18 protein-coding genes and 1 tRNA gene are annotated in these 14,776 nt (G+C 57.9%); 7 read left to right on the top strand and 12 right to left on the bottom strand.

The features are described 5' to 3' along the window. Positions 1 to 355, top strand: a 355-nt coding sequence (locus tag WDJ60_RS07025; protein ID WP_340099475.1) for a hypothetical protein, incomplete at its 5' end; no start/stop codon positions are given. 237 nt (positions 356 to 592) lie between these two features. Here WDJ60_RS07025 and WDJ60_RS07020 read toward each other — a convergent pair. Further along, positions 593 to 997, bottom strand: a complete 405-nt coding sequence (locus WDJ60_RS07020; RefSeq protein ID WP_340099473.1) for a hypothetical protein — start codon at positions 995 to 997, stop codon at positions 593 to 595. Between the two features lie 236 nt (positions 998 to 1,233). Here WDJ60_RS07020 and WDJ60_RS07015 point away from each other — a divergent pair, with 236 nt between their 5' ends. Continuing rightward, positions 1,234 to 1,659: a hypothetical protein gene (locus tag WDJ60_RS07015; protein WP_340099471.1), complete on the top strand. Its 426-nt coding sequence runs from the start codon at positions 1,234 to 1,236 to the stop codon at positions 1,657 to 1,659. Between the two features lie 276 nt (positions 1,660 to 1,935). On the opposite strand, the gene WDJ60_RS07010 is transcribed toward WDJ60_RS07015, so the two are convergent. From WDJ60_RS07010 to WDJ60_RS06970, 9 genes are all read right to left on the bottom strand, one after another. After that, complete coding sequence (locus WDJ60_RS07010) at positions 1,936 to 3,585, bottom strand: winged helix-turn-helix domain-containing protein (protein WP_340099469.1); 1,650 nt, start codon at positions 3,583 to 3,585, stop codon at positions 1,936 to 1,938. Between the two features lie 260 nt (positions 3,586 to 3,845). Then, on the bottom strand, positions 3,846 to 4,148 hold the full coding sequence (locus WDJ60_RS07005; protein WP_340099467.1) for a hypothetical protein: 303 nt from the start codon (positions 4,146 to 4,148) through the stop codon (positions 3,846 to 3,848). Next, a complete protein-coding gene (locus tag WDJ60_RS07000) occupies positions 4,145 to 4,606 on the bottom strand; it encodes a DUF8129 domain-containing protein (protein ID WP_340099465.1) in 462 nt (153 codons plus the stop codon). The genes WDJ60_RS07005 and WDJ60_RS07000 overlap by 4 nt, the downstream gene beginning before the upstream one ends. Beyond that, entirely contained in the window at positions 4,596 to 5,102 is a 507-nt protein-coding gene (locus tag WDJ60_RS06995; protein ID WP_340099463.1) for a PD-(D/E)XK family putative nuclease, read from the bottom strand. Before WDJ60_RS06995 ends, WDJ60_RS07000 begins: the two co-directional genes overlap by 11 nt. Continuing rightward, complete coding sequence (locus tag WDJ60_RS06990; protein WP_340099461.1) at positions 5,099 to 5,413, bottom strand: hypothetical protein; 315 nt, start codon at positions 5,411 to 5,413, stop codon at positions 5,099 to 5,101. The genes WDJ60_RS06995 and WDJ60_RS06990 overlap by 4 nt, the downstream gene beginning before the upstream one ends. After that, positions 5,403 to 5,717, bottom strand: a complete 315-nt coding sequence (locus WDJ60_RS06985; protein ID WP_340099459.1) for a nucleoside triphosphate pyrophosphohydrolase family protein — start codon at positions 5,715 to 5,717, stop codon at positions 5,403 to 5,405. Before WDJ60_RS06985 ends, WDJ60_RS06990 begins: the two co-directional genes overlap by 11 nt. Continuing rightward, positions 5,710 to 6,573, bottom strand: coding sequence for a hypothetical protein (locus WDJ60_RS06980; protein ID WP_340099457.1), 864 nt, complete (start codon positions 6,571 to 6,573; stop codon positions 5,710 to 5,712). The genes WDJ60_RS06985 and WDJ60_RS06980 overlap by 8 nt, the downstream gene beginning before the upstream one ends. After that, positions 6,573 to 6,920, bottom strand: coding sequence for a hypothetical protein (locus WDJ60_RS06975; RefSeq protein ID WP_340099455.1), 348 nt, complete (start codon positions 6,918 to 6,920; stop codon positions 6,573 to 6,575). The genes WDJ60_RS06980 and WDJ60_RS06975 overlap by 1 nt, the downstream gene beginning before the upstream one ends. A 281-nt stretch (positions 6,921 to 7,201) precedes the next feature. Continuing rightward, positions 7,202 to 7,273, bottom strand: a tRNA-Ala gene (locus WDJ60_RS06970). A 240-nt stretch (positions 7,274 to 7,513) separates the two neighbouring features. On the opposite strand from WDJ60_RS06970, the gene WDJ60_RS06965 reads away from it, so the two are divergent. The 5 genes from WDJ60_RS06965 to WDJ60_RS06945 are packed head-to-tail and all read left to right on the top strand — an operon-like array spanning position 7,514 to position 10,823. Beyond that, positions 7,514 to 8,062, top strand: coding sequence for a DUF7287 family protein (locus tag WDJ60_RS06965; RefSeq protein WP_340099453.1), 549 nt, complete (start codon positions 7,514 to 7,516; stop codon positions 8,060 to 8,062). Further along, positions 8,062 to 8,682 carry a DUF7288 family protein gene (locus tag WDJ60_RS06960; protein WP_340099451.1) on the top strand — a complete coding sequence of 207 codons (621 nt, stop codon included), beginning with the start codon at positions 8,062 to 8,064 and terminating at the stop codon, positions 8,680 to 8,682. The genes WDJ60_RS06965 and WDJ60_RS06960 overlap by 1 nt, the downstream gene beginning before the upstream one ends. Further along, a complete protein-coding gene (locus WDJ60_RS06955) occupies positions 8,670 to 9,635 on the top strand; it encodes a DUF7261 family protein (RefSeq protein WP_340099449.1) in 966 nt (321 codons plus the stop codon). The genes WDJ60_RS06960 and WDJ60_RS06955 overlap by 13 nt, the downstream gene beginning before the upstream one ends. Then, a complete protein-coding gene (locus WDJ60_RS06950) occupies positions 9,632 to 10,084 on the top strand; it encodes a DUF7266 family protein (RefSeq protein WP_340099447.1) in 453 nt (150 codons plus the stop codon). Before WDJ60_RS06955 ends, WDJ60_RS06950 begins: the two co-directional genes overlap by 4 nt. Beyond that, a complete protein-coding gene (locus WDJ60_RS06945; protein WP_340099445.1) occupies positions 10,077 to 10,823 on the top strand; it encodes a DUF7289 family protein in 747 nt (248 codons plus the stop codon). Before WDJ60_RS06950 ends, WDJ60_RS06945 begins: the two co-directional genes overlap by 8 nt. Before the next feature lie 6 nt (positions 10,824 to 10,829). On the opposite strand, the gene WDJ60_RS06940 is transcribed toward WDJ60_RS06945, so the two are convergent. After that, the gene (locus tag WDJ60_RS06940; RefSeq protein ID WP_340099443.1) at positions 10,830 to 12,677 is read right to left on the bottom strand and encodes a DUF7289 family protein; all 1,848 of its coding nucleotides are present in this window, start codon (positions 12,675 to 12,677) and stop codon (positions 10,830 to 10,832) included. Positions 12,678 to 12,771: 94 nt separating this feature from the next. Further along, the gene (locus WDJ60_RS06935; RefSeq protein ID WP_465269242.1) at positions 12,772 to 14,643 is read right to left on the bottom strand and encodes a DUF7289 family protein; all 1,872 of its coding nucleotides are present in this window, start codon (positions 14,641 to 14,643) and stop codon (positions 12,772 to 12,774) included. Between the last annotated feature and the right edge of the window lie 133 nt (positions 14,644 to 14,776).

The following is a 14,776-nucleotide window of genomic DNA, read 5'->3' as shown; positions in this document are numbered from 1 at the left end:
GGGCATAACTCCCACCGGGTTTCTCAGACAGGTAGTTGCGACGGTCTCCAATCAGCAGATGGCGTGGTATTTCTCCACTAAACTAGAACGGATGGAGTTCGCGCGTGGTTGTCACACTGGGCGACTTTTCTTCAGCACGATACGGTGTCTTTCCGGGCAGATCGTGGTCGATGTCTACTGGCTCTGGCCCAGCGTCATCGTCTCCGGTGACTCTAACCACATCCTTCTCCGCGCCGTCTTCGTCGGAATCATCATCATCATCATCATCTTCGTTGTCTTGGTCGACATCATCCTCTGGACTTTTTGCGTCGCTACTGTCGCTTCCCACCTCATCATCTTCTTCGGATTCGGATGAGTCCGAAATCTCGGTTGTTTCGATTTTGTTTTTCGAAAACTCAGACCTGTCTGGACTGTTGCCGAGCGTCGAGGGCGCGTCTGAATCGAATACTTTGACCGACTGTGTAATGCTCAGACCAGCACAGCGATGCGATTCGGGTAGTCGGCAGTCGCTACACAATGTGAGGTCACAGTAGTTGCAATTGTACGCGGGTGGCGAAATCTCATCCCCGCAGTAATCACAGGTGTTCGCCATTTACAAGATCGATTTGATTTTATCAATGAGTCCAGCTGACTTGGTTTCTGGAACGCGACTCAATCGTTCGTGTACATCCTGGCGTATCTCCGGATGAGCCTCAAGATACTCGTCGAGAACCCACCGCGACCCACTTCGGCCGTACTTGAATAGACCGTCTAGTCCAGTTTCATCGGCGATGTACTTTGCGCGAGCGAGACCATCAACCTGTGAGGACTCAGTGCCACCATCAAACGAAGTCTCGTGAGCAGTGACGATAACGTGAACATCGCCGCCATCGGTATCCTCGACGACGACCCCATGCTGTTCGATTTCTTGGAATGTTTGTAAACAGTCGTTGCAATAGTGGTACTCGCCCTCTGCGGTGTTGTCGGTAAAGTCGTTACACCGCGCGCATTCAGCCATGGGACTGTGTAGCGAGGGTTATCAAATGTAACTTGCGGGATTATTACCATTTTGCGGGGGTATTGAAGAGGATCGGTAAGCTACATTGCCGTACTTGCGCATAGTAACACTAACCTTCGCTTCGACTGTTTCGAGTGGCTCTTTAGAAGGGTCCGTGAGGCGCGCAGTTGGAGGTAGCCGCCTGAGGCCATTAGTACCTGCCATATATTTACCACTCTAAATTGAATGATTCGCCGATGGCTCCGGTAGGGGATGTTCTCTCCGTATTTGAAGGGGAATCGAGGAGGATAATATGGTTACCTCCAGTCACATTGGGATACATCTACACGCTGTCAGGCAGCTATCTTGATTTCTGGCTCGCAGTTGGCGCAATCGCTGGAGCAAGATACTTTTATGATATACTGGAAATGGCTGAGAACCGACTGACCACCGGTGAAGATGAAAATAAAACAGGTAAGGATGAATGGGCCGATATAAGTTCAGATATTCTGGGTAGTCTGACTGGCTTGAAGATGCTCGCTATATTGGTATACTGCGCAGCCTTTGTTTTGAGTATAGTACAGATGTACAATTTCTTTAGTCACGAACAACCAATACTGGTTGGTTTGGCCGGGATATACTGGGGTGTACTGTTCATTGTGGTGTTGAACCTCGTGGACTGATTGATGCCCTTCGTTTCGACTGTTTCGAGTGGAACTTTTCTTCGACTGGAATTTTGGGGTGCGGTGTATTTTTGCGCCGCCCACGGCGGCGTGCCCTTAGGCACACGCCGTAAGAGGGTCTGCCCGGAGAGCGGGAGCGGCCAGAGGGAACCAACCAGCAGTGAGAGTGGAAACTGAGGGCGATACTATAGTAAACTGGCAATTACCCTGCTCGGACGCGGTATCCTTTATAAAACAACAGAACAATCGACAGTGATGCCTCTCGCCAGTCGGCCGTCACCGGAGGGCTCGAAGCGGAGCGCAGTAGGACTCGCCGGAGACCAGGTCGACGTCGATGATCGTCTCGTGGATGTTGACGCGACCGCGACCATCCTGGAGCCACGCGTCGACGAGTTCGTCGAGGACATCAGGCAGGTACGGCTGAGACCGAGACTTGATCTCAGCCATGAGCGTGTCAATGCGGATCGTCGGGCGACCGTCGACGTCGTCGGGGGCATCAAACTCAGCGCCGTAGCGAGCCAGCCACTGAGAGAACGCTGACGACGCGGACTGGCGAACGTCGATATCGAACAACTGGGCTGCACGGTCGGCAGCGTCCTCGACGGCACTCTCAGTCGACCGAACGATACCTCGAATCTCCTCAGCAATCTTCTGTGAGACGAAGCGAACGTACCCGTTCTCGCTTTCGAGGACACCGTCGAGACGCTGGAGCGCTCGGTAAATCGTCGAAAGACTATACCCTGACTCATCGGCCAGGTCTTGGGCTGGCTGCCCACCGTCCGTCGCGACCGTCTCGACGATCTCGGTGTCGGCGCTGGTCATATCTCGAAGCACAGTCATCAACAAGTGGTCCTGCTCGGCTTCGAGCTGTGGACACGGGTCCTCGAATGTCGGGAGGCTCTCGTCTCGCGGCTGGACGTCAAAGTGATCGTCGTCGACGAACACAGTGTTGCCGCCAGCGCCGGCGTCGACGTCCTGGTCTCCAACCTTCGAGGGAATCTCTGCCCAGGAGAGGGAGTTGATAATCGTCTCGTCGAGTTCCTCGAGGAGATCACCGCGGTTCTCCCACCGGATAGAGCCAGAGGAGTGCAGACTCTTCCGGAAGAGAACGCCGAACTTCGGGTTCCAAAGCGCATCTTCTTCGTCGAAGTTGTCCGGGTTCTCTGGCAAGTAGCTCTTCAACTGCTTCCCGTGCTTGTGGTTCGGGATGAGCTTCCCGGCGCCGCTCGAATCGAGTCTGACCTGATGGTGATAGCCCATCTCTTCGGTGTTGTCCCAGGTGTGTTTGCCCTTCGTACCCTTCTCAGCAGAGAGCAGCATCGCGAGCCGGTCGAAGAGACCGCCCTTCTGTATGAGCTTCCGGTTCCAATCTCTCGTGATTCGAACGTAGCGCTCGATCTCCTCGATGCGTCCGCCCTTCGGCGCCTGGAAATACTCGTGGTGGAGACCAACGTCGACCTCGCTCGCGAGTTCGAACACTGCTCGCGGGAGCAGCGCGGGTATGTCCTCAAGGTCGTAGTTGCTGGCCTGGAACTGAATGGTCAGACCCTCGCTGGCATCGAGGTGATCGAACGGGACAGTGATCTCGTCTCCACTCTCGTAATGACGCATATCCGGGAAGCGCGGTGAGAGGTTGAAGTGGCACTTGCGCTCTCCGCGACCGTCGACGTGGAGTTCGAACTCGTAGAGACGCTCACCGGCATTGTCCTGGGGACGCGGAGCAAACCCGCTCTTGCTGTACGCCAGGTCGATAGTGACGGGTTCGCCGTCGATCTCGGTGTCGACCTCGTGGTAGCCGTCGAACTCGTTGATGAGCAGGTCCGCGAGCGCCCAGTACGGGGCGAGCCCGTCCCAGCGCTGAGACGGTCGTGGATGGTAGTAGAGGTGTCCCTTCGCTTCGTGGGTGGTGGGCTCGATGTGAGACACCGCTACTCACCACCTGCGGAACCGTCGCGAAGGCTGGCACCACACCAGCGACACCAGTAGTCAGCAGTCCCGACGCGACGCCCGCATTCGGAACAGCTCTTCTGGTAGGCAACCTGAATCCGGTCACTAACCATCATCGCCACCTCCAGCGGTGAAAAGGTGACCGCAGTCCGGACACTCGTGTTCGGCTCGGAGTTTGTATTCGGGGGCTGATTTGAGAACGCCCTCGTAGCCGCAATCGGGACAGATTCCTACGAGGGTCAATTCAACCACCTCGCTTCGGGCTTGCGAACGTGCCGAGCGCCGTAGTCGCGAACCTCGATGTACTCAACTGCTGTCCACTCGTCGGCGAATTTTTCTGTATCGTCTGAGCGGACCTCGTGTCGGATATCGACGCCGACGTCGTGAATGTAGGCGACGACGAGCTGGTGCTCGACTGTCTCGTACCGGTGGCGGTGACCGACGAAGGGCTTGTCCGACCATCGGTAGAGAACGAATCGCTTGTCTCGCGTCCAGGTACGCGCGTCTTCGTCGTCAGAACCGGTAGAGTACTTCGCTGTCACGAATTTTCACCCCCGTCAGTGACAGCACGCTCAGATCCGGTATCGAAGCTCACCGTCGCACCGCGTCGGTCGACCTCACTCCAGGAGAGTCGCTCGCCGTCGCGAACGATGTACCATTCTTTTTCTGGGACATCGCGACCGTCGCGCGCCTGGAGACGGTCCGGACGTTCCCCGATATCCTCGAGTTCCTGAGCACGCTCATTGAGCATCTTCATGACGCGGTCGCGCGGACCGCGCTCGAGGTTACGCTCGACGCCTTTCCAGGCACCGAGAACAGCGAACGAGTCGATACTCTTGATTCGGTGCTGAATAGCCCAGCCTGCGGAGGTACTGTTCCGCTCTGGGGATTTGAACAGTGGTTTGTCGAGCCACTGTGCAGGGTCCTCACCGATTTCGTCATTGATCTTTTGATAGCGTGCTCGGTCCATCGAGCCGTGACCCTGCGCCTCACTCGGCATCCGCACTCACCTCCTGGTCGCCGAGAACGTGCGGCCAGCCCAGTTGGGCGACGCGCCCTTCGTGGCGGTCGACATCGTACCACCGACCGATGAGACACTCGTCGACGATACTGGCAGGGGAGACGACTATCTCCTCGAGTTGCTTCGTCCCACCAACGTCGTCGTAGATAGCGAGCAGGTAGACGGCGCTCTCTTTGACCAGCTTCTCGTGCTGGTCGACCTGGAACGTCCAGAGACCGTCTCTGTTCCTCGTACCGTTCGAGACGCGACGCTTGCAGGCTTTGATCTCGACGAGCGTGCCGGCCTCGAGGAGGCTGATGCTCGCGAAGATCACATCTTCAGCAGTCCGTGGGCCGATAGTCGTCTCAACGTGAGCATCGTACCAGTCTTCGGGGTCAACAGCAGCGCGGAGCCCGTCGACGGCGTCGACGACTAACTGCTCGATGTCTTCGCCGATAGCCTTCGGTTCCGCGAGCGGGTCGGTACTCCGGCTCATCGTCGCACCTCGCTGAGAGCGTGGCCGATGCGCTGGAGGAGCGACCGGTCGATCTGCCAGTCGATGCAGTATTCCCAGGCGTCGACATCGATGTAGACCGTCGCGATGTGCTCGCCGACGTAGTCCTCGAGGTCGAGACGGTCCTCGATTTCGTCGGAGGCTGCGGTTTTGAGTTCGCCAAAGCCTCGTGCTTTGAGCGACATCTCGGGACCGTTCCAGTCCTGGATTCCGAGGTCTGGCTCTCGGTCGTCGATATCGCGAACGACGTACTCGTAGCGACCGACCTCTGGGTCAGAGGGGTCAGTTCGCATCTGACTCACCTCCTTCGGACCGCTCGGTAGCCGGGCTTAGTGAGCAATCGTGACGGCTGATATGAAGTTGCAGAAGCAACGCTCCGAGGTCGTCCAGTTCTTCGCAAATCCGCGCGTCGTCGCCGCCTTCCGCGTTCGCTTCGAGGTGTGCCTGCGTCAGTTCTCCGAGCTCCTCCTGAATCGCCAGCAGTAGCGTTCTCTCGTCTTGAACGCCCCACTCCTCGATGTTGCCGCTCGCCTTGTTCAGCCACCTATCGAAGAGCGCGGCCTGTCCGTGCGGGTGTGTTGCTCTCCGCTCAGACATCGGGACCACCCCACACGAGGACAGGCTCACCAGCGGGACAGTCTTCCTCGGTGTGCGATGCGATGAAGCGGAAGGGTTTGCGGTCGTTCCCTTCCGCTGTCTCGCCGCAAGAGACACACCAGGCCTGTTTCCACCGCTCCATGCGGTCGAGGCAGGTCTCGCAGGTGATTTTCTTCGGGAGGCCATCCGCGACGGGTTTCTCCTCACCTTGTGGGTCAACGTGCGACCCCTTCTCGCAGAGGTAGCTATCAGCAGAACGGGAGAGGCGGCCGTCCTTGAACGACTCTTTGACGTGAAGATGAACGACGGTGTCACGAGCGCGACCGTCGCCCCAACTCCCGCGTTTCAGCCCCGACGAGCGGACCTTGATAGCAGCCCCAAACTCAAAGGGAATCTCGTACTTCTTCCAAAAATCCTCAGCCTCTCGGCGCTCAGTACCGCCCTCGACCTGCCCGCCGTCGGCGACGAGCCGGTCGTCGTCTAGGTCGACGTCGGGACGCTCCTCGAGGACGTCGTCGACACGATCTTCCCAGAGGTTGCCCAGGTGCTCGCGCTCTTCAAGCCGGATGTCTCCCTCCGGATCAAGGCGACCGGCTGCTATCGAGCGGGGCCAGGCTTCGGTCAAAAGACCACGAGGGACAACTCCGCCAGTGTCTCCGGTGATGCCAGGGAACGCTTCGACGGCGAGCCGGGTACCAGTCGGGTGCGCGTACCGCACGTACACAGTGCCACGGTCGACAGCGGCAGAGACGGCGAGGAGTTGCGGACCAACGCCGTCTTTGTCGAAACCGTGCTGAATCCACGAGTCGGGGACTGGACTGTACCGACGCCCGTCGATGTCGAGCGTCCAGGACATCAGGCGTCACCTCCCTCTGCACGCTCGTCGAACTCTTCTGGTTCGAACTCAGGGTCTCGCAAGAGGTTGTTCAGGTCTTTGTCGGTCCGAGAGTTGACAGCAGCATCGTAGCGAATCGGACCGGTGTCTTCGTGACGGTGGAGCTTCCGGCCGTCCGTGCCTGTCACGATGAGTTCGCCCGCTGGATAGTCGATCTCTTCGACGCTCTCTGCGTCGGGGAAGCAGTAGGTACAGGGCTCGAAGGTATCGAGGTCGAACTCGGTAGCCCAGCGCCAGCCGATCTCCGTGTGTGATTGGATGGCGTCCTCGCAGGCTGGCGTCGGCTCGCGCTCGTCGAGGACGCTCATGCCTGACACCTCCCATCATCGAGAGCTGCACACTGCTGTTCTGGCTCCTGAATCGGGAGGCCACAGAACTCACAGATTTCGACTTCGGAAAGGTCGACTTCGCTCACGCCGACCACCTCCGTCCCCTCCCGATAATCGCAGGACGGGGAGAGGCGCGTTTGGTCTCCGATTGAACTCCCCTCTCACGGGGGTGATAGGTTTTTCTGGTTTGTCGGGTTAGAGGCGTTCTGAAGACAGAACTGTCGCTCTGAGGTTCCCCGGTTATGACGGAAGAATGTGAGTGGACTCGCCGGGATTTGAACCCGGGGCCTTCCCCGTGCCAGGGGGATGATCTACCACTGATCTACGAGCCCGCGTCGGCGTTATCCGCTTGCCAGTGTTCTTTCTTAAACCCATCGAACCCAGTCCCCGAGAGGATGGTGCCGCGGGACCCAAGATAGCCACAAGTGATAATATGGTTCAGTACGTCGGACCGCCAAGCGACGTGGTGCCATCCGCGTAACCGACTGCAGTTTGTGGGCGTGGGCTGCTCACAGTCAGGGGACTCGTTCCGAAGTGACCGACGACGCGTACCGCTCCGTCAGTATTCATCAATGAGGGGACAGACGACACTCGATTTCGCGCTCGGCATCAGTATCTTTCTCGCCGTAATGGTGTTCGTATTCACGTTCGTTCCCGGTCTGCTGGACCCGTTTGCGCTCAACGATGAGGAAGACACGGTTCTGGTCGGTCAGATTGCGGACCGACTGTCACAGGATACGCTGGGTGACCCCGCCAAGCCGTACGTCCTCGACCGACATTGTACGGTGTCGTTTTTCGACGGTTCCGACGATGCACCTGACCGCTGTCGATACGGAGATGGCAACTTACACGACCGGCTGAACATACCCGAGACGAAGGAAGTCAACGTCACTATCGAGCGAAACAGCACTGTCGGGAGCACGAGCTCGGACACCCTCTGCTGGGACGAGAGCGAGGGGGAGCTAACAGCTGCTGACAGCTGCAGTCCGGGGGGTGCTGATACACGTCTCAGCGTCGGTGATTCGCCGACTGAAAACGGGCGAAACCCCTCGACGATAACGGCCCGGCGTGTCGTTTCGCTCAACGACGAGGACGTGACGCTGAAGGTGGTGGTCTGGTGATGACCCGCCAACGACCACTCCCTGAATCGGACCGTGGCCAGGCGCACACGCTCGAAGCCGCTGTCGCTGCTTTGCTCCTGCTGACAAGTATCGGTATTGCACTCCAGATGACAGCCGTGACGCCGCTCTCGGCGAGTACCTCGAGCCAGCACCTCGAAAACCAACTCGAAAAAACATCGAAAGGTGTCCTCGCCAGTAGCGCCGAGACGGGGAGTCTGAAAGACGCCGTCCTCTACTGGAACGACACCGCAGGGACGTTCCACAACACGTCCAACAACTACTACTACACGGAATCTGCCCCGCAAAAGATCAAGTTCGGAAAGACACTCAACCGAACGCTCGACGAGCGCAACGTTGCGTACAACGTCTACGTAGTGTTCCAGAACCCGAGCGGCGAGCAGCAGCGACGCCGGATGATATACCGCGGCGAACCGAGTGAACACGCTGTCACTGCGTCTCACTCCGTGACTATTGTCGAAAGTGACCGCCTCCGAGACGAAGACGGGAACCCGACTGGGACGAACGTCACGAGCACGTCGTCGATATACTTCCCGGACAGTACGACCAGCGCTGGCGTTTACAATCACGTCCGCGTGGAGGTGGTGGCATGGCGCATCTGACTGACACCGATAGAGGACAGATTATTCTCGTCGCCGCGTTCGCACTCGGAGTCATCTTCATCGCACTCGCCGTCGTGGTCAATACAGCCATCTTCACTGAGAACCTGGCAACCCGTGGTGAGGGAACCAGCGACGACGATGCTCTCCAGTACCGACACGAGGTCGAACAGAGCGTCGGAACTGCCATTACGGAAATCAACGCGCAGTACGAGGGAGGCGATACTACTGACCTGGAAGATAGGGCGGAAGCCAACGTTACGGATATCGATATCCAGGGCGGGCGTCAGAAAGCGGCTACTGGCCGTATCGTCGACGTAGATTATCGTTCACTTGTGGATGGCGACCGGTTCGTCAACGAGTCTGGGGATTTCAGTGGGGATAGTGCTCTCAGTGACTCGACGACGTGGGAGGTAGCATCTGGTGTCTCGAACACCAGAGCGTTGAAATTCAACGTGACCGACCGCACGGCGCTCGCGACCAGTCAGTCGGACGCGTTCAATCTCTCTCTGCAAGGCTCCGGCGGTTCGGACTGGAATATGACGCTCTTCCGGGACTCCTCCAGTGGTCCCGTGAATGTCACCGTCTCGAACGGCGACGGTGACGTGGCGTACTGCACGCGGTCGGGGTCGGGACCGATAACCATCGACGTTAGCGGTGGTCTCGTCGCCGGGGAACCGTGTCCCGCGCTGACGGTTAGCGATGGCGACATCATGTGGCTTGAATCCGGCGTCTCGACGCCGTACGACATCTGGTACGATAACGCAGATATGATCGAGGGCGATTACGAAGGTGTCGTCGACGGCGGGCTGTCGACGAATCTCCCCGACCTCCTCGGGGCGTCTTCCCCGTCCAGTGCGGCAATATACAGTCTGACTGTGAGCTACTCGTACGAAACTGTCTCGATGCGGTACGAAACGAACGTCCGAGTTGCGCCGGGGGAGCCAGCGTCATGACTGACCGTGGCGTCTCTTCGACATTGGGATACGTCCTGACGCTTTCGATAGCCGCGCTTCTGGTTGGTGGACTACTCTCCGCAGGCGCCGGGTTCGTGACGACCCAGCGCGACGTGGTTATCCAGGAGGAAATGTCAGTTGTCGGGCAGCAACTCTCCACGAACGTCGAACAGACCGACCGGTTGGTCAACGCGAGCAACGCGAGTTCCGGTGGGGACCCGGTCATCCAGGTCAATCAGACGTTTCCGACAACCGTTGCACGCTCCCAGTACGATGTTCGGTTAGACCCGGACACCAGTCAACTGATACTCAACAGTATTGACCCCGATCACACCGTCCGAATCAACGTCACGACACAGACGGACCTCGGCGAATCAACTGCAAGCGGTGGCGAAATCACAGTTAGATACGACAACTCGGCGGAGGAACTGGTGATCGACGATGCGTGACAGGGCTGTCAGCGAGATACTCGGCTACTCGCTCGTATTCTCGCTGGTCATCTTTTCGGTCGCCGTCGTCTCCGTTGGCGGACTTGCCGGGTATCAGAGCGCCGAGGACTTCGAGCGCCAGAGTAACTCTCAGAAAGCGTTCGACGTGCTACACAACAACCTGGAGGACATCTACTACCAGAGCGCACCGAGTCGCGGCACGGAAATCGACCTCGGGGAGACGGCGCTGACACTGGAAGACCCCGTCGTTATCAACGTCACCGTTGAGGGTGCCAGCCGCCAGGAGTACCAGATTGAATCACAGCCGATCGTTCAGGACCTGGGCGAGGATAATGAACTCGTGTACGAGGCCGGGGCTGTGTTCCAGACGACTCGTGACGGCGGTATCATTCGACAGCGGCCGCCGATGATTCTGCGCGGAGAGACTGCTCACATCGTTGTACCGAACGTGAGACCAGCAACCGCGCGAAGCGTCGGCAGCGGCACCGTGTTGATACGAGCCCAATCAAAGGGACAGGAAATTCGCTACAGGAATACGACCCGTGACCCAACTGCAGAACTCACGGTAAACGTTACGTCACCCCGAAGCGACCTCTGGTACGGATCTCTCACAGAACGTAGTGCCTTCGACGAGAGCGACTGTAGCCAGCCCGAAGACGACGTGGTCGTCTGTGGACCCGTATCCATGGACCAGGTTACCCTCGTCGAGTCGCGTGTCAACATCGTCTTCGACCGGTAACGCCTGTCAGTCGGTCACTTCGACTTCGTTGATCGAGACGTGGAGATACGTCACCGTCACCACTTGCGCGCTCTGTGAGATAATCCGTTTGTTCTGCAGTGCTTCGTCGTAGTGTATCGATCCGCTGTTCGATATCGTCGTCGTGCCGGTCAGTATCCCGCCACGGACGTGTCCGCTCGCGATTTCGACTTCACCGGACCCGCTTTGTCCCGGTGGCGCGAAGATGACGCCGGTGAACTTGTGGTTTTCCCCGCTGTTGATGCGGAATTTGAAGTCCTCCTGACCGTACACCCGAAAGTTCGACGCGACGCTATCTTCGACGGTGACGTCCGTGTCGCCGTTCATGTCGAACGTCCACCCGTCACCGTCCGAGACTGCTGATTCTCCGTTGACGTACATCTTGGTGTTGTTGCCGCCGGTCACTTCGATGTCGCTGCCCGAGGGCATCTCGACGTCGCCTCTGACAGCAATCGTAATGTTTCCGCCTGACGTGTCGAAGTTGATTTTGTCTTCGTCTCCATCAAAGTCGATCTTTTCGACGTAGTACTCACCCGCGGTCAGCGTCACCTCGTTCGACGAAAAATCCAGTCGGTCGCTACTGATAGGCGCACCACTGTTGTCGTTGCTGTCTTTGAGGCGGTAGACTGTGTCGTTGACGACTCTGCTGATATCCGGAACTGATTCGACGTCGTCTATCTGGTTCAGTTCCCCGTCTGGTGAGATAATTCTGTCCGTGCAGTCGGGATTCCGTCCGCCACCACCGCTCGTTTTGCAGTCGACTGTGTAGTTGATGTTCCCGTACACGTCAACCTGCCCGGTACCTCCGCTACCGGAGACGGTCACTATCTCTCCCGAGACGACATCGCCATAGATGTTCGACCCTCCTGTTCCCGACTCGATGTCGACGTCTCCCCCGTAGACGATATCACCGTTGACTCCGACCGGCTGTGAACAGTAATCTCCGGAGGCGCTCGAATTGTAACTATTCGAGTAGCTTTTGTTCCCCCGGCAGTCCTCCGCCGCGCTTCCCTGCAAAATAAAATCACCACTTGCAGCGAGACTCGCTGATGCGGAGGAGACGGAGTTCTTGTCGAATGGCGTCACGAGAGTCAGGTTCACGATATCCCGGTCGTGGTCGTATTCGACCTCGCCAGTCGTTCGCTCCTCGAAATAGTTACCCCAGCCTCTGTAGTAGTCGCTCTGGACGGTGACTTTGACTCTGTGTTCGGTCAGCGGGTTCTCGAACTCTTTGTCCTTCGTCGTGTTGGGGAACTGCTTCGTGGTCCGTTTGTGCGTTATCGTCGCGCTGTCGCGGAGTCGCTGCTCACCGGTGACGTTGACGACTGGCAGTGTGAGCGTTCCGTTGCGGAAGTGAAACTCCGGCGGTGAGATCATCTGGCTGTTGTCGCTCTGTTGCCGCCAGACGCCACCGCCCTGATAAGCGAGTGTTGTCCGTTCGTTCTCGTAGACGACAGAGCCCATCGACTGATTCAACAGCGTCTTTGGACCGCTACTGTCGGTCTGGTTGTCGATGGTTATCCGCATCCACCCGGTGCCGTTTTTGACGTTGAAGTCGTTGCTGGACCCCTGTCCGAACGTCACCCGTTGCGTGTCAGTGTTACCGAGTGCGACCAGCGCAGTTTTCGAGTCGAATTGCGTCAGTGCCTTCTCTGCGCGGTCCTCGCCGAGATTCTGCTGGGCGTCTCCAAGTGCAGTCGTACCGAGAGCCACGATAAGAACTGACCCGACGATGACGAACCCAAAGACGAGAGCCACGCCGATAGTGCTGGACTGCGCGCGTCCATCACTGAGACGTGACAGATGGGAGCCCCGATTCACCTCCGATGACACCATTCGTTACCAGTATGTGGGACACCCTGATAAACAAACTGGCCACGAATATGATGCCACCTGAACCAAATGAATATGTTTGCTTATTTCTGGCCAGTCAATCACTGACCTGAATCTGGTTGATTGAGATATGGAGGTAGGTCACTTTGACGACTTTCGCGCTCTGGGAAACGATTTGTTGCTCTTTAAGCGCCTCGTCGTAGTGGACACTGGCCTGCGTATCCAGCGTTGTGTCACCGATAATTGCGCCACCGAAGAGTGCACCGTGGTCGATAGTCAGGCTACCAGTACCCGTCCGGCCAGGCGGGGCATAGAGGACGCCAGTGAACTGCCCATCGGAGATGGAAACGGTAAAATCGTCCTTACCGTAGACGCGGAGTTCAGGTGCGTCGTCGTGTTTGACTTCGATGTCGCCGCTGGACATCCTGAGGTGGTTCCCGTTGCTGCCGGTATCCTGCCCACGGACGTATATCCTGGTGGTGTTGTCACCCGAGACGTTGATTGTCGCGCTGGATACGTCTACGTGTTCGTTAATCGCGAGGGTCACGTTGCCGCTGGTCGTGTCAATGTTCAGGCTGTTTCCGCCCGAGAAGTCTATCTCGTCGAGATAGTACGCCCCGGCAGTCAGCGTGACCGTGTCGCCTGCTCCGGCCGCATCGAAGTCCAGTCGATTGCTCGTAATTGGGGCAGCATCGTTGTCATTCGCCGAGGTCGGTTGGACGGCCGAGACGGTACTGTCGATATAGCCGTTAATCGGGCTTGATGGCTCCAGTCCGCCAGACAACTGGTCGACTTCGCCGCCAGCTTCACCACTACAACTGCCGCCACCGCCGCCACTGACCGAACAGCCGTCGGTGTGGAACACGTCACCGGTAACTGCTGGAGCCCCGCCGCCAGAGCCACCACCACTTCCGCTGAGAGTGACATCACTACCGGATTTCAGACTGCCGATGACGTCAGACCCACCACTCCCGGAGCTGAGGTCGATATCACCGCCGTAGGTGATGTTCCCGTCACTTCCGAGCGAGTTAGCTGCCTTGAGGTCACAGAAGTTTTTCTCCGTCCCAGAGGAGTTGTAGCTGTCAGCGTAGGGCCGGTTGCTCGGCGGCCCCCCAGCGCCCGAACTACATGGGTCGGCCGACGACCCTGATACGGTAAACGACCCACTCGTCGAGAGACTGGCGATGGCCGTCGTCACCTGCTTCTTCCCGATTGGTGAGACGAGAGTGAGTGTCGCTTTCTGGGTGTTGTGGTTGTAGGTAACTTCGCCAGTTGTCCGCTCTTCGAAATACTCGCCCCATCCTTTGTAGAAGTTGCTCTGGACAATGACCTTTACTTTATGATCGGTCAGTGGATTGGCATACTTCGGGTTTGCCGACGCGTTCGGGTACTGTTCGCTCGTTCGCCTGTGCGTAATTGTGGCGTCGTCGTCGAGCCTGTGGTCTCCCGTCACGTTGACAATCGGGAGTGTGAGTGTCCCGTTGCGGAAGTGGAACTCCGGTGGAGAAACCATCTCAGTGTTGTTCGAAGTACTCTGCCAGACACCGCCACCCTGGTAACCGATCTCAGTGTCTCCACTCTCGTAGACAACTGCTCCGAGACTCTGGTTTAGGAGCGTCTCGGGGCCGCTCGTGTCCGATTGATTATCTATGGTTACTCTCATCCTCCCGGTTCCGTTCCTGACGACAATATCTCCGGAACCACCGCTTGCGAACGACACTTTCTGTGTGTCGGTGTTGCCGAGCGCGACGAGTGCGGCCTTGGAGTCGAACTGGGTGAGTGCCTTCTCGGCGCGCTGTTCGTTCAGTGCCTGCCTGCTCTCACTCAACTGTCCGCCGACGAACAGGAGAATGAGACCCGCTCCGATGAGCGCGAACGCGAAGACGAATATCATACCGAGCGGTCCCACCTGCCCCCGTCCGTCGCCAGTTTGGGAGGGCGTTCGTTCAGCCGAGCGACGGGTAATCATGGGTTATAATTCTTGTGGCCGTATTTAACTCACTGAGACCGTTTTCAGAGCGAGAAAGAGCCCACTGGGAACCAAAGAGAAACCGTTAACCCTGCGGATAGACTGGCCACACACGGGAACGCACGGCCGCAAA

Source organism: Salinibaculum salinum (assembly GCF_037645885.1).
Taxonomy (GTDB): domain Archaea; phylum Halobacteriota; class Halobacteria; order Halobacteriales; family Haloarculaceae; genus Salinibaculum; species Salinibaculum salinum.
Note: the sequence above shows the minus strand (reverse complement) of the source record. Positions and strands in the feature narration are given on the sequence as shown.